We start from the raw sequence: 14,448 nt of genomic DNA on the forward strand, positions 1-14,448 counted from the left end.
GTCCGGGCGACCGCGTTCAGCCGCCCGGCCGGCGGACCGCCTCTTCGACCAGGTCCAGCACCGGGCCGAGGTCGCCGGCCGGCCGGGCCATCGCCAGTTGCAGGACCAGGCCGTCGTAGGCCAGCTCCAGGAACCGGGCCAGCGTCTCGATCGGTACGTCGTCGCGCAGCACCCCGGCGTCCCGTTGCCGGGCCAGCCGCTCCCGGGTGGCCTCGGCGAGGCTCGCCGAGCGTTCCGCCCAGCGCTTCGCGAACTCCGGGTCGGTGCGCAGTCGCCGGGACACCTCGAGTTGACTGCCCAGCCAGCCGGTGGTGTCCGGCGAGGTGGCACCGGCCAGCAGGTCGCGCATGACCTGCACCAGACCGTTGCGGGCCACCGTCGCGACCATGGCGGCGGCGTCGTCTTCGGCGACCGCGAGGAAGAGCGAGTCCTTGTCCCGGAAGTGGTGGAAGATCGCTCCCCGGGAGAGCCCGGTCGCCTCTTCGAGCCGGCGCACCGTGGCACCCTCGTAGCCGTGTCGGGCGAAGCAGGCCCGGGCCGCGCCGAGGATCTCCTGACGGCGGGCGTCGAGCTGGTCCTGACTTACCCTGGGCACCATCCGATCGTGCCAGGCAGCGACCCGGTATGCAATCCGTACGTACGTCTTGGGTTGTCGTACGACCCGGCGCCCCGAACACCGGCTCAGCCGGTGCGGCGTCCGACCATCAGGGCCTGGGCACCCCGACCCAGCGGGCCCCTGGCGTCGGAGAGCACCGTCTCGGCCAGCCCGGACCCGTGCCCGTCCAGGGTCGTGCCGGCCCGTACGTGCACCCACTCGTCGACCGGCTGTCGGTGCAGGTGCACGGTCAGTTCGGTGTTGATGAACCACCACTGCTCCATGTCCAGCAGCCGGCTCAGTCCGTTGCCGGAGTCGGCGAGCAGGGCGACCCGTTGCAGCGGGCTCGGCTCTTCCCCGGCCACCAGCGGGATCCGTTGCCGGGCCCACGCCGAGGCCGGGCCGGGGTGCTCGAAGTGACCGTCGACGAACCGCCAGTCGACCGCCCGCAGGTAGCCGATCTGCCAGCGCGGCTCGGTGAATTCGGACGGCTCCACCGGCCGGGGCGGTGGCGGTACCGGAGCGGTGACCACCTCGGCGGGCAGGTCGACCGGGGTACGCCGGATCCGCCACACCCGGGCCCGCAGCACCACCCGTCCGGCGGCGTGCAGTTCGGCCTCGACCAGTTCGACCGAGCGTCCGGGCCGGGCAACGGTGGCCCGGACGGCGACCTCGGCCACCGGCACGCCGCCGAGGAACTCCACCGTCAGTCGGGTGACCTGGGCCGCCCCGTCCAGCGAGCTGGGTGCCCGTTCCACGGCACGGGTCAGCAGCGCGCACGGCGGTCCGCCGTGTTGCAGGCCGCTGCTCCACGGCCCCTCGGTGGCCGGGGTGGCGACGTACCGCTCGGGGTCGTCGGTGGGCAGGAAGAAAGCGTCGGGCACGGGCCGATTTTCCTCGCCGGCGGCAGTTTCGCAAGATCGGCGCCGGATCCCCGCCCGGCTATCATCGCGGCCGTGACCCAGACCACCGCCGGACCGCCGGCCGCAGCACTGCCCGTCGCCGCGGTCCAGGCCGAGGCGGAACCCGGGAACGTGGCCGGGAACGCCGGCTCCGCCGCCCGGCTGGTCGGGCGGGCCGCCGACGACGGCGCCCGGGTCGTCGTACTTCCGGAGCTGTTCCTGCCGGCGTACCACCCGCCGACCCTGGCCGGCGATCCGGCCGGTACCGACGTGGCCGCCGACCACGACGGGCAGGTGGCGGATTCCCGGCTCGATCCGCTGCGCGCGGTCGCCCGGGACCGCCGGGTGGTGGTAGCGGTCGGCGCGGCGGTCCGGCACCCGGACGGCAGCCGGACCTGCTCGGCGCTGGTGGTGGACGGCGCGGGCCGGGTCAGCGCCGGATACGCCAAGCAGCACCTCTGGGGCCCGGACGAGAACGCGCTGTTCACGCCCGGGCGGTGCGGTGCGACCCTGCTGGTCGACGGTTGGCGGCTCGGGCTCGGGGTCTGCTACGACGGCTGTTTCCCCGAGCACGGCCGGGCGGCGGCGGCCGACGGGGCGCACGGCTATCTCTGCCCGAGCGGTTACCTCGTCGGCTCCGAACACCGGCGTGACCTCTACTACCGGGCCCGCGCGCTGGACAACACCATGTACGTGGTCTTCGCCAACGCGGTCGGTGGCGCGGCCCCGTGGCGGTTCAACGGCGGCGCGGCGATCTACGACCCTGAGGGCCGGGTGCTGCGCCGGGCCGCGGACTCCGGTGCCGCCGTCGTCGTGGCGCGGTTCGACCCGGCCGAACTGCACCGGGTACGCGACGCGCACCGGATGCTCGCCGACCGGCTGCCCGGGCAGGGCGGGGTACGGACCCGGTTGACCGGTTGACCGCCTGTTGTCAGCTTGGCCAACCCGGGTTGTTTACATGCTGGGACTGTTGTCCGACCGGGTGCGTCCCGTACTGTGCGCAAGTGCCGCTGTTGCTCCTCGATCTGGACAACACTCTGCTGGACCGGGCGGGCCCGTTCCGGACCTGGGCGCAGAGGTTCCTGGCCGAGATCGGAGCACCCGAGAGCGACATCGACTGGCTGCTCTCGGTGGACGCCGACGGCCTGACCAACCGCTGGGACGTGGCCGACGCGATCCGCGACCGGTACCGCCTCCGGATCCCCTCCATTGACCTGGTCGAGGCGCTGCACGAGGGAGTGGTGGAATACACCCGGCTCGATCCGTTGGTCGCCTGCGCGCTGCGGATCGCTGACGAGGCCGGCTGGGTGCCGGTGGCGGTCACCAACGGCACGGAGCGGCTCCAGGAGATGAAGATCAGGCGTACCGGCCTGGACCGCTATCTGGCGGACTGGGTGATCTCCGAGGAGGTCGGGGTCAGCAAGCCGAATCCCCGGATCTTCGCGCTCGCCGCCGAACGGGTCCGGATGCGGCTGCGCGGTGCCTGGATGGTCGGGGACAGCCCGGAGGCCGACATCGGCGGAGCCGCCGCGGTCGGGCTGCCCAGCGTCTGGCTGCACCGGGGCCGCCGCTGGATGGAACGCCGGTACGCACCGACCAAGACCGTGGACGGGCTGATCGCCGCCGTCGCCACGGTGCTCGCCGGCTGATTCCGATCCGCCCCCGCAGCCCGACGTCGACGTCGGGCGAGCGGTCCGACACCGTGCCGGCGATCGTGACGGCCACCAGGAGGGCCGAGCCCGGCCGCGCGGCGGTAATTCGGTTGACCGCCGTTCGCCGGACCGGCGAGCATTGCGCGTCGGAGGACCCTGCCTGGTCTCTCCGGGTCGTATCGCATCCCGGGCACCGCCCGGCCGAGTGGAAGGAGGGGTGACAGTGGCTGTCGTTGTGCTGCGCTCTCGCCTGTTCTCTTCCGACTCGACCAGAGGATTCCTCCAGTGCCACGCGATTATGACGACTATTCCGGTTCGGCCCGCTCCCGTGGCGGCCGCACCGTCCGCCGGTTCGACGACGACGAGCCGCGCCTCCTGAAACGGAACCGGCACGCCACGACGGCCGCGTTCGACACCAACACCGACACCGACACACCGGATGTCGGTGACCGCTGGTCGACCTGGGACCAGGCGGTGCACGGGCCGGAGCCGCATCCCGACTGGCTGGTCACCGAGCTGGCCGCCGTCGACACCGAGCTGGGTGTGCTGAAGACCGGCAAGGAGGCGGACGTGCACCTGGTCCGCCGGGCCGTACCGGACAGCGACCGGAGCTGCCTGCTCGCCGCCAAGCGCTACCGCGACCCCGAGCACCGCCTCTTCCACCGGGATGCCGGCTATCTGGAGGGGCGCCGGGTGCGTCGGTCCCGGGAGAACCGGGCGATGGAGGGGCGTACCGCGTTCGGCCGGCAGATGATCGCCAGCCAGTGGGCCACCGCCGAGTTCGCCGCGCTGACCCGGCTCTGGCAGGTGGGGTTGGAGCTGGGCAGCATCGCGGTGCCGTACCCGGTGCAGCTCATCGGGACGGAGCTGATGCTCGAGTTCGTCGGCGATCCGGTGCAGGGGGAGGCGGCGCCCCGGCTGGCCCAGCTCCGGCCCGACCCGGTGCCGCTGCGCCAGCTCTGGGACCAGCTCGTCGACGCGCTGGTCGTACTGGCCCGGGCCGGGTTGGCGCACGGCGACCTGTCGCCGTACAACCTGCTGGTGCACTCCGACCGGCTGGTGCTGATCGACCTGCCGCAGGTGGTGGACGTGGTCGCCAACCCGAGCGGGCGGGAGTTCCTGGCCCGGGACGTACGGGTGGTGGCCGCCTGGTTCGCGGCGCGGGGGCTCCCCGGCGAACTGGTCGACCCGGGCGTGCTGACCGAGCAACTGCTCCGGGAGGCGGGGCTGCGCTAGAGGTTCACTGGAGGTATTTCTCGACCTCGTTCACGCTGCGGGCTCCGGTGGTGTCCGGGTCGGTGCCGGCCTGGCGGGCGGCCCGGCGCCGCCGGAGCAGGTCCCAGCACTGGTCGAGCGACTCCTCCAGCTCCCGCAGCCGGCTCCGGTCGTCGTCGGTCGAGTTCTCGACCTGCTGGGCGTGGTTGCGGAGCCGGTGTTCCTCGTCGACCAGTTCGGAGATCCGGCTCAGAATCGTCCTGTCGTCCATGCCCAAGATCCTGGCACAGCGTCGAACGCGCCGCCCACCATCCGCGCGGGTGATGGGCGGCACGCGGTCCGGCGCCGTCGGGCCTGGCCGGGGACGCATTCATTGACATAGTTCTCTTCGGTTTCTATGGTGGCGATAGGAAAGCGCTTTCCAACTTCCGTCCGATGCACCGCCCCCGCGTCTTTCCACCGCCTGCGACGTGCGGAGACCCCCCGTCCGGCCGGCGTACCCGCACGGGCCGCCCCCCGGTGGCGCCGCCCGCCGCAACCGCACCCCACCGCGCCGGTCGAGCCTGCTCCGCGCACACCGCCACACCGCCGCGTATCCCCGCCACCACCGGAAAGGCAGAAGACTCGTGACCTCACCGAGCAGCAGCACCGGCACCACCGCCCCGGGCAGACCGGCCGGCAAACGCTGGCGGCGACCCGCCGCCGTCGGGCTCGCCGTCGCGCTGACCGCCGCCCTCGGTCACGGCCCCGGTACCGCACAGGCCGCCACCCTCGGCACCGACACCGGCGACGTCACGGTCGAGGCCGCCCCGCCCGGATCGCCCGCCACCTCGTCGACGGCCAGCATCTCCGGACCGGTCGTGCCGGTACCGGCGGGCCCGGCGGACGGCTTCGCCAGCGTGAACGCGCTCGGCCAGGACGGCACCACCGGAGGCGCCGGTGGGCCGGTCGTCACGGTGAACAGCACCACGGCCTTCCTCGACTACATCGCCCGACCCGGCCCGTACGTCATCCAGGTCGCCGGCACCATCACCCTGCCGACCGGCACCAGCGACGGCATGCACGACGTCACCTCGGACAAGACCATCGTGGGCATCGGTGCGAACGCGACCCTCTCCGGCGGCGGCCTCAACATCGGCCTGCCGGTGGACGACGACACCACCACACCGCCGGCCGACGCGGTGCACAACGTGATCATCCGGAACCTGCACCTCACCGGAGCCACCGACGACCTGCTCAACGTGCAGATGTTCTCGCACCACATCTGGATCGACCACAACGAGTTCTCCAACGGCGACGACGGCGCGGTCGACATCAAGCGCGGCTCCGACTACGTCACCGTCTCGTGGAACCACTTCCACGACCACGACAAGACGCTGCTGCTCTCGCACGACGAGGACGCCGGGCCCCAGGACATCGGGCGGCTGCGGGTGACCTACCACCACAACTGGTTCAACGCCTCCGACCAGCGGCACCCCCGGGTGCGCTTCTCGGCCATGACGCACGTCTACAACAACTACTACTTCGAGAACAGCTACGGCGTGGCCTCCACCTACGACGCCGCGGTGCTCGTCGAGAACAACTACTTCTACAGCGTCAACAACCCCGGCCGGGTCGAGTTCAGCGGCGACCTGGGCCGGATCGCCGAACGCGGCAACATCCTGGTCGACTGCAACCACCCGATCGAGACCCGGGGCACGGTGCCCGAGCCGAGCGGCTTCTACCGCTACCAGCCGGACGACGCGGCCGACATCCCGACCATCGTCCCGGCCGGTGCCGGGGTGGGAAAGCTGGGCTGACCCGATGAACGGAAACCTCCTCGCACGCCGGGCCCCGGGCTGGCGCCCCCTCGCCACCGCCCTCGCCGGAACGCTGGCCGTGACGGTGACCGCCGTACCGGCCGGCGGCACCGGGCCGGCCCGGGCGACCCCGCCACCGGCCACCGCGCTGGCGGTCCCGGTCGGGCAGCCGGACGGCTTCGCCGGCGTCAACGCGCTCGGCCAGAACGGCACCACCGGCGGAGCCGGTGGAGCGGTGGTCACCGCCACCAACTCGACCGACTTCCTGGAGTACATCGACACGGTCGGGCCAATGGTGATCCGGGTACAGGGAACCATCCAGATCAGCAGCAAGCAGGGCGTACGGCCGAACAAGACGATCATCGGCGTCGGGTCGAACGCCACGATCAACGGCGGCGGGCTGGACTTCTACCGGTCGTACAACGTGATCGTCCAGAACCTCAACTTCACCAACGCCGAGGACGACGCGGTCAACGTGGGGCAGGAATCGCACCACATCTGGATCGACCACAACCGGTTCACCGGCGCGGTGGACGGCTCGGTCGACATCGTCCGGGGCGCCGACTACGTGACGGTCTCCTGGAACCACTTCGACCACGCCGACAAGAGCATGCTGATCAGCCACTCCGACGGGGCCGCCTCGACCGACGTCGGGCACCTCAAGGTCAGCATCCACCACAACTTCTTCGACAACAGCCGGCAGCGGCACCCCCGGGTCCGGTTCGGCGAGCCGGTGCACGTCTACAACAACTACTTTCTCGGCAACGAGCTGTACGCCGTCGCCTCCACCGAGAACGCCGGCGTGCTGGTCGAGGGGAACTACTTCGAGAACGTGCCGTACCCGCTCTACTCGGCCAGCGGCTATGCCGACAGTGGACCGGGGCGGGCGGTACAGCGGAACAACATCTTCGTGAACTCCGGCGTACCGGAGACCGCGGGTTCGGTGGTCGAGCCGCGCACGTACTACGCGTACCAGCTCGACGCGCCGGCCGGGGTGCCGGCCTCGGTCCGGGCCGGTGCCGGTACCGGAAGGATCTCCGGCTGACCCGATCCCCAGGCTGACCCGGTTTCTTGACTGACCGGTCAGTTCGTGGCCGGCCGGGGCGGACGGTCGGGAGGTGGGTCCCGGCCGTCCGCCAGTGCCCCCGCGCGGCTCCGGCCGCGCGGGGGCACTGCGTGTCGCCGGGCGGTGACCGGCGCTGCTATTTGGGCATTCGGCTCCAACCGGGGTGTCCGTTTGATATGAACTACCAAACTCGGTGCCGGGATGCCTGCAGATCGGGCATTCTCGATGCCGGGAGGCAGTCCTGTCCTCAGGGGACCAGACCCGGAACGGAAAGAGCCCGAACATCATGGACCAAGCTACGTTGCCGACCCCGCTTCGCGAGGCTGTCACGGTCACCACGGCCGGGGCCACCGGAGTGGCCCGGCTGGTGATCCAGGGTCTGCTCGACCTGATCGACGATTCCGCCGCGGCGGCCGACGCGACCGAGTTCCTGACGGCCCGGCTGCCCGGCTACGCACCGATGTGGCACATCGCCAACGCGGTACGTTCCGCCGAGCCGGCCGAGGCGCTCCGCCGGATCCGGGCCGAGCTGGACCACGCGGTGGAGAACACCGTGAAGGCGGCGGTCACCTGGGTCGGCGAGCAGGGTGTCCCGGTCACCTACGCGCCGAGCAGCTCGATCGTCAAGCAGATCCTGGCCCAGTTGCCGGAGTCGCTGCGTACCGGTGAGCCGGCGATCGCGCTGGCCGGCGCCGACGCGATCGGGCCGGACACCGTGCTCAACATCCGGGGTACCCGGGAACTGGCGGAGACGCTGCCCACCCTGATCGTCACCACCGCGCTGAAGCTGGTCCCCGCGCCGGTCTTCGCCCGCCTCGGCGCGCCGGTCTTCGAGCACATCCCGCTGGACGGCTTCGTCGGCGTGGTGCTCGACGGCGAGCTGCTCAGCCCGGGAGAGGTCGGACGGCGAGCCGCGGAACTGCGTGAGTGATCCGCGATGGCCACCCCCGGCGCCGAGGAGATCCCCGCCTTCCTGTCGACGCTTCCCCAGAAGCGGTCCCTCTACGCGGTCGACACGTACTTCCGGGAGAGCTTCGAAGACCTGCTCGCCGTCGGTGCTGGCCGGATCGAGGAGTTCTGTCACGACCACGCGCTGCTGCTGCTGAAGCCGGACGCCGTGGTCAGCCGCCGGCTCGGCCCGGTGCTGCGCTGGGTGCTGGCGTACGGCTTCAGCATCGTCTGGGCGGCGACGGTGACCATCGACCGGCACGGCGTACGGGCGCTGTGGCAGTACGGCCTCAACGCCGCCAGCCGGGACCGGCGGGACGCCGCCGACCTCTACGTCACGGCGTGCGAGTGCCTGCTCCTGCTGCTCGCCCTGCCCGGCCGTCCCGAGCCGGCCTCGCTGGTGCTCAGCACCGCCAAGGGGCCGGCCGACCCGGTCCGCTGCCGGCCCGGGCAGCTCCGCTACGACGTCGGCAGCTTCAACTACCAGCTCAACCTGGTGCACGCCGCCGACGAGCCGGCCGACCTGCTCCGGGAGCTGGCCGTGCTCTGCAACCACGAGACCCGGGCCGGTCTCTACCGGCGCACGCTCGGCGGCACGACGGGTCCGTCCCCGGACGGCCGGTCGGAGGCGTTCGCCCTGGCCGACCGGCTGGAGGCGGCCACTCCGGAGGTGGATCTCCAACTGGACCGGACCCTCGGCGAACTGGCCGACGTCGCCGAGGCACGTCGACGGGACGGTACGGGCACGGCGGCCGGGGAACTGGTGTCGCTGATCGGCCGGATCCGGGCCCGCTGCTCCCGGGACTGGCGCACGGTGGTGCGGCTGGCCGAGACGAGCGGGGTACCGGTCAGCCGGTGGCAGCGGATCGTGCTCGCCACCCACCTGCTCGACCCGTACGTGCCCGGCGCGACCAGCCTGCTGCCGGACACCTCCACCACCGGCTGAAGCCGAGGCGGGACGGTCAGAGCACCCGGGTCACCCGCTCGGCCCGGCTGCGCCGCTGCACCACCGTGGGGTCGAGGTTGGCGCAGAGCACCACCGTGGCGCCGGCGGCCAGCGGTGCCAGCAGCCACTTCACCGGGTGCTCGTGCGCGGCCGCGTCGACCAGTACCCGGTCGCCGGGGTGCAGCCCGAAGACCTCGTCCGCCATCCCCCGGGCCAGCCGGCCCCAGTCGGCGTAGCTGGTGCCGTCCACACTGGCCGGGTCGTCCGGGTGCAGCGGCACGTACGGCCGCAGGTTGGGGTCGTGCCGGCGTACCTCGGTGAGGTAGTCCCGGTAGCCGGCCGGCGGCTCGCCCAGCGGGGCGGCGTCCGGGGCGAAGCCGAGCACGAAGCGGTGCGCCGCCTCGGGTACGTGGTCGAGCCAGTCGTCGATCCGGCCCAGCGCGGCGTACGTGACGTCGAACGGCTCCTCGACGCCCGGACCGAGCCGGGGCAGCCCGGCGGTGGCGGTGCCGTGGAAGCTCACCGACACCCCGGCCGACCAGGTGCCGAGCAGTACGGCGGCGGTCTGCCAGTGCGGCGGCAACAGCACCGCGGCCCGGGCACCGATGCCCAGCCCGCAGCCGTGGACCAGCAGGTTCGCCGTCCGGGCCACCCACTCGGCCAGCGCCTCGGCGGTCAGTTCGGTGCGTTCCCCGGTCGCGTCGTCGTAGTAGGTGAGCAACGGCCGGACCGGATCCGTCGCCAGCGCGGACGCGAAGGGCGCCGGTACCCCGCCCACCCGGGCCGAACTCTGCCGCACGGAGTCCCCCTGCCTCGTGGTTTCCGGTGGTGGCGCGCGCCGGAGCCGGCCCGCGCCGCACCGACGATACCGGTCCGGTCGCCCCGCCCAGGAAGCCCCGCCAGCCTCCCGGTCTGGTCCGTCGCGGGTGCGGGCGGATGCGCCGGGCTGTTCAGGGTGAGAGGGCTCAGTCGATGGTGAGCACCAGCTTGCCCCGGCCGTGGCGCGTCTCCACCTCGCGGTGCGCCTCGGCGGCGTGCTCCAGCGGCAGCGTCCGGCGGACGTGGATCCGCAACTCGCCCCGGGTGTGCCGGTCGACGAGTTCGGCCAGCCGGCGCGCCGACCGGAGGTTGCGGCTGAGCCGGACGCCGAGTTCCTCGGCCCGGTCGTGCTCGACCAGGGTGACGATCCGAGTCCGGTCCGGCACCAGCTCCAGGCTGACCCGCAGCGCGTCGCCGCCGGCCCCGTCCAGCGCCGCGTCCACCCCGTTCGGCGCGAGCGCGCGGATCCGGTCGGCCAGGCCCGGCCCGTACGCCACCGGGGTCGCGCCGAGTGACCGCAGGTAGTCGTGGTTGCCCGGGCTGGCGGTACCAAGCACCGTCACGCCGGCCGCCACGCCGAGCTGCACCGCCACCGTGCCGACCGAACCGGCGGCGGCGTGCACCAGCAGTGTCTCGCCGCGGGCGAGGCCCAACTCGCCGAGGGCGATGTGCGCGGTCTGCGCCCCGGCGGTGAAGCCACCGGCCACCTCCCAGGGCATGCCCGGCGGCTTGGCGGTGATCTGGTCGGCCGGGATCACCAGGTATTCGGCATAGCAGTTGAGCTGTCCGAAGCCCAGCACCTCGGCACCGACCCGGACGTCGGTGACGTCCGGCCCGAGCTGGTCGACGATGCCGGCGAACTCGTTGCCGGGCACCCTCGGCAGGCCGCCCGTCATCCCCGGCGGCGTCCAGCCGGCCCGGACCGCGCAGTCGTACGGCTGGACGCCGGCCGCCTTCACCCGGATCCGTACCTGGCCGGGACCGGGCACCGGAGTGGGCAGCTCCAGCAGCCGGAGCACCTCCGGACCGCCGTACTCGGTGAAACCTGCCGCTCGCATCGGACATCCTCCCCGTCGTCGTATGGACGGGCCGAGTCTGCGCCCTCAACCTCGATTGAGGTCAAGCCGCCGGAAACGGGCCGGGCCGGTCACCCCAGTCGGGGTGACCGGCCCGGTCTCGCGGAACTGGCGGGTTGACTCAGGCGGCCAGCATCTTGCGCAGCACGTACCGCAGGATGCCGCCGTGCCGGTAGTAGTCGGCCTCGCCCGGGGTGTCGATCCGGACCACCGCGTCGAACTCGACACCGGTGTCCGTGGTCACCCGGACGGTACGCGGGATCCGGCCCTCGTTCAGCGCGGTCACCCCGCTGATCGAGAACGTCTCGGTGCCGGTCAGCCCGAGCGAGGCCGCGTCGGTGTCGGCCGGGTACTGCAACGGCAGCACGCCCATCCCGATCAGGTTCGACCGGTGGATCCGCTCGTACGACTGGGCGATCACCGCCCGCACGCCGAGCAGCATGGTGCCCTTGGCCGCCCAGTCCCGGGACGAGCCGGAGCCGTACTCCGTACCGGCCAGGATCACCAGCGGGATGCCGGCGGACTGGTACGACACCGAGGCGTCGTAGATGGAGGTCTGCTCGCCGGTCAGGTGGTTGACCGTGAACCCGCCCTCGACACCCGGCACGAGCTGGTTGCGCAGCCGGATGTTGGCGAAGGTGCCCCGGATCATCACCTCGTGGTTGCCCCGCCGCGACCCGTACGAGTTGAACTCGTGCCGGGGTACGCCGTGGTCCGCCAGGTATTTGCCGGCGGGGGAGTCGGGCTTGATCGAGCCGGCCGGCGAGATGTGGTCGGTGGTGACCGAGTCACCGAGCTTGGCCAGCACCCGGGCGCCGGAGATGTCCACGACCGGCGTCGGTTCGCGGTCCATGCCCTCGAAGTACGGGGGCTTGCGCACGTACGTCGACTCGCCGGCCCAGGCGAAGGTGTCGCCCTCCGGGGTGGGCAGCGAGCGCCACTGCTCGTCCCCGGCGAAGACGTCGGCGTAGTCCTTGGTGAACATCTCGCTGCGCAGCGCGTTCGCGATGACCTCGTCGATCTCGGCGGCGCCGGGCCAGATGTCCCGCAGGTAGACCGGCTGCCCGTCGGCGCCGGTGTCGATCGGCTCGTTGGCCAGGTCGATGTCCATCGTGCCGGCCAGCGCGTACGCCACCACCAGCGGCGGGGACGCCAGGTAGTTCATCTTGACGTCCGGGTTGATCCGGCCCTCGAAGTTCCGGTTGCCGGACAGCACCGACACCACCGACAGGTCGTGCGAGTTGACCGCCGCCGAGACCTCCTCGGGCAGCGGGCCGGAGTTGCCGATGCAGGTGGTGCAGCCGTAGCCGACCAGGTGGAAGCCGAGCTTCTCCAGGTAGGGGGTGAGGCCGGCCCGCTCGTAGTAGTCCATCACCACCTTGGAGCCGGGGGCCAGGGTGGTCTTCACCCACGGCTTACGGGACAGCCCCCGGTCGACGGCGTTCCGGGCCAGCAGCGCGGCGCCGATCATCACCTGCGGGTTGGAGGTGTTGGTGCAGGAGGTGATCGCGGCGATCACCACCGCGCCGTGGTCCAGCTCGTATTCCACGCCGTCGTCGCCGGTGACCCGGATCGGGTTGCTGGCCCGGCCCTTCGCCCCGGTGGCGGCGGAGACCAGCTCGCGCGGCGCGTCGGCCGGGTCGTTGACGGCGTTGGCCGGCGGGTCGCTGGCCGGGAACGACTCCTCACTCGCCTCGTCGGCGTGGCCGTGCGCGCCGACGCCGTCACCGACGTAGTCGATCAGCGCGGACCGGAACAGCGTCTTGGCGTTGCCGAGCGGCACCCGGTCCTGCGGGCGCTTCGGGCCGGCCAGCGACGGCTCGATCGTCGACAGGTCGAGTTCGAGCCGCTCGCTGTAGTCGGGCTCGGCGGCCGGGTCGTGCCACATGCCCTGTTCCTTGGCGTACGCCTCGACCAGCGCGACCTGCTGCTCCGAGCGCCCGGTGAGCCGCAGGTAGCGGACCGTCTCCTCGTCGATCGGGAAGATCGCGACGGTGGAGCCGTACTCCGGGGACATGTTGCCGATGGTGGCCCGGTTGGCCAGCGGCACCGCGCTGACGCCGGGGCCGTAGAACTCGACGAACTTGCCGACCACGCCGTGCTTGCGCAGCATCTCGGTGATGGTCAGCACCAGGTCGGTGGCGGTGGTGCCGGCCGGCGCCTCGCCGTGCAGCTTGAAGCCGACCACCCGGGGGATGAGCATGCTGACCGGCTGGCCGAGCATGGCGGCCTCGGCCTCGATGCCGCCGACGCCCCAGCCGAGCACACCGAGCCCGTTGACCATGGTGGTGTGCGAGTCGGTGCCGACCACGGTGTCGGGGTACGCCTGGCCGTCGCGCTCCATGATCGTCCGGGCGAGGTACTCGATGTTGACCTGGTGCACGATGCCGGTGCCGGGCGGGACGACCTTGAACTCGTTGAAGGCGGTCTGGCCCCAGCGGAGGAACTGGTAGCGCTCCTTGTTGCGGCCGTACTCCAGCTCGACGTTGCGGGCGAAGGCGTCCTGCCGGCCGAAGAGGTCGGCGATCACCGAGTGGTCGATCACCAGCTCGGCCGGTGCGAGCGGGTTGACCTTGGTCGGGTCGCCGCCCAGCTCGCGGACCGCCTCCCGCATGGTGGCCAGGTCGACCACGCAGGGCACGCCGGTGAAGTCCTGCATCAGTACCCGGGCCGGGGTGAACTGGATCTCCACGCTGGGGTCGGCGGTGGGGTCCCAGTCGCCGAGCTGCCGGATGTGCTCGGCGGTGATGTTCGCGCCGTCCTCGGTGCGGAGCAGGTTCTCCAGCAGGATCTTCAGGCTGTACGGCAGGTGCTCGTGCCCGGGTACCGTATTGATCTTGAAAATCTCGTAGCTCGCGTCTGCGACGCGCAGCTGGCTCTTCGCACCGAAGGTGTCGAGGCTCGCCACGTCGTACTCCTTCACGCTGTCTTCGTCCCGGCCCGTGCCGTCGGTCTCCGGGGGCGGGTCCGGCCGGCCTCCCGGCCGGCGGGCGACCGGGCGTAGTACCGAGTCTTTCCTACCCATTACCTGGGCACCGGGCTCAGGTAACCCTTACCGACCTTCGTTCGATTCAACAAAACCGTACGTCCGTCTTGCTATAAACGCAAGTCTGTCCGGATTCCGGGACGCCGAGGCCTCGGGTCAGGGCTCGACCGCGCCGAAGCTCGCTGGCCAGCGGGCGGATGGGCGCACTTACTGCGAGGTTTGGGATTTGTTCGGGCCGTCGGTCGGGCCACTGTCGGTGGAAGTCGCCTCACCGACCGCCTCGGCGTGCCGTTCCCGCAACCGGTCGCGGATCTGATCCGGGGTGTACGCCCGGCGGCGTCGCTCGGCCCGGGCCAGCACCACCCCGGTGGCGGCCACCCCGACGACGCTCGCCACACCGATTACCTTCCACCAGCGCATCCGCCTAGGGTAGTCGGCAGGCCC

At 71.9% G+C, this 14,448-nt stretch carries 14 protein-coding genes; 7 read left to right on the plus strand and 7 right to left on the minus strand.

Annotated features, from left to right (window positions below):
- Positions 1–16 precede the first annotated feature (16 nt).
- The gene (locus ACQEVC_RS21335; protein ID WP_318399308.1) at positions 17–595 is read right to left on the minus strand and encodes a TetR/AcrR family transcriptional regulator; all 579 of its coding nucleotides are present in this window, start codon (positions 593–595) and stop codon (positions 17–19) included.
- Positions 596–681: 86 nt separating this feature from the next.
- Positions 682–1,479: a thioesterase family protein gene (locus ACQEVC_RS21340; protein ID WP_432880192.1), complete on the minus strand. Its 798-nt coding sequence runs from the start codon at positions 1,477–1,479 to the stop codon at positions 682–684.
- Between the two features lie 72 nt (positions 1,480–1,551).
- Between ACQEVC_RS21340 and ACQEVC_RS21345 the strand changes: the two genes are divergently transcribed.
- The 3 genes from ACQEVC_RS21345 to ACQEVC_RS21355 all read left to right on the plus strand — a co-directional run bounded on the left by ACQEVC_RS21345 (position 1,552) and on the right by ACQEVC_RS21355 (position 4,385).
- Complete coding sequence (locus ACQEVC_RS21345; RefSeq protein WP_432880195.1) at positions 1,552–2,418, plus strand: carbon-nitrogen hydrolase family protein; 867 nt, start codon at positions 1,552–1,554, stop codon at positions 2,416–2,418.
- A gap of 83 nt (positions 2,419–2,501) precedes the next feature.
- Positions 2,502–3,146 carry an HAD family hydrolase gene (locus ACQEVC_RS21350; protein ID WP_432880198.1) on the plus strand — a complete coding sequence of 215 codons (645 nt, stop codon included), beginning with the start codon at positions 2,502–2,504 and terminating at the stop codon, positions 3,144–3,146.
- Between the two features lie 288 nt (positions 3,147–3,434).
- Complete coding sequence (locus ACQEVC_RS21355; RefSeq protein WP_432880201.1) at positions 3,435–4,385, plus strand: serine protein kinase RIO; 951 nt, start codon at positions 3,435–3,437, stop codon at positions 4,383–4,385.
- A gap of 4 nt (positions 4,386–4,389) precedes the next feature.
- On the opposite strand, the gene ACQEVC_RS21360 is transcribed toward ACQEVC_RS21355, so the two are convergent.
- Positions 4,390–4,635, minus strand: coding sequence for a DUF2630 family protein (locus ACQEVC_RS21360; RefSeq protein WP_432880204.1), 246 nt, complete (start codon positions 4,633–4,635; stop codon positions 4,390–4,392).
- 355 nt (positions 4,636–4,990) lie between these two features.
- Here ACQEVC_RS21360 and ACQEVC_RS21365 point away from each other — a divergent pair, with 355 nt between their 5' ends.
- From ACQEVC_RS21365 to ACQEVC_RS21380, 4 genes are all read left to right on the plus strand, one after another.
- On the plus strand, positions 4,991–6,163 hold the full coding sequence (locus ACQEVC_RS21365; protein ID WP_432880207.1) for a pectate lyase family protein: 1,173 nt from the start codon (positions 4,991–4,993) through the stop codon (positions 6,161–6,163).
- A 4-nt stretch (positions 6,164–6,167) separates the two neighbouring features.
- Positions 6,168–7,208, plus strand: coding sequence for a pectate lyase family protein (locus ACQEVC_RS21370; RefSeq protein WP_432880209.1), 1,041 nt, complete (start codon positions 6,168–6,170; stop codon positions 7,206–7,208).
- 307 nt (positions 7,209–7,515) lie between these two features.
- On the plus strand, positions 7,516–8,160 hold the full coding sequence (locus ACQEVC_RS21375) for a hypothetical protein (protein WP_432880212.1): 645 nt from the start codon (positions 7,516–7,518) through the stop codon (positions 8,158–8,160).
- 6 nt (positions 8,161–8,166) lie between these two features.
- Positions 8,167–9,123 (plus strand): nucleoside-diphosphate kinase, encoded by a 957-nt coding sequence (locus tag ACQEVC_RS21380; RefSeq protein ID WP_432880215.1) that lies wholly within the window; start codon positions 8,167–8,169, stop codon positions 9,121–9,123.
- Between the two features lie 16 nt (positions 9,124–9,139).
- On the opposite strand, the gene ACQEVC_RS21385 is transcribed toward ACQEVC_RS21380, so the two are convergent.
- The 4 genes from ACQEVC_RS21385 to ACQEVC_RS21400 all read right to left on the minus strand — a co-directional run bounded on the left by ACQEVC_RS21385 (position 9,140) and on the right by ACQEVC_RS21400 (position 14,424).
- A complete protein-coding gene (locus ACQEVC_RS21385) occupies positions 9,140–9,922 on the minus strand; it encodes a TIGR03089 family protein (protein ID WP_432880218.1) in 783 nt (260 codons plus the stop codon).
- Between the two features lie 166 nt (positions 9,923–10,088).
- On the minus strand, positions 10,089–11,000 hold the full coding sequence (locus ACQEVC_RS21390; protein WP_432880220.1) for an NADP-dependent oxidoreductase: 912 nt from the start codon (positions 10,998–11,000) through the stop codon (positions 10,089–10,091).
- A 139-nt stretch (positions 11,001–11,139) separates the two neighbouring features.
- Positions 11,140–13,941: an aconitate hydratase gene (locus tag ACQEVC_RS21395; protein WP_432891603.1), complete on the minus strand. Its 2,802-nt coding sequence runs from the start codon at positions 13,939–13,941 to the stop codon at positions 11,140–11,142.
- Between the two features lie 270 nt (positions 13,942–14,211).
- On the minus strand, positions 14,212–14,424 hold the full coding sequence (locus ACQEVC_RS21400) for a hypothetical protein (protein ID WP_432880223.1): 213 nt from the start codon (positions 14,422–14,424) through the stop codon (positions 14,212–14,214).
- Positions 14,425–14,448: the final 24 nt, after the last annotated feature.

The sequence above is a fragment of the Plantactinospora sp. CA-294935 genome (assembly GCF_050936445.1).
Lineage (GTDB): Bacteria > Actinomycetota > Actinomycetes > Mycobacteriales > Micromonosporaceae > Plantactinospora.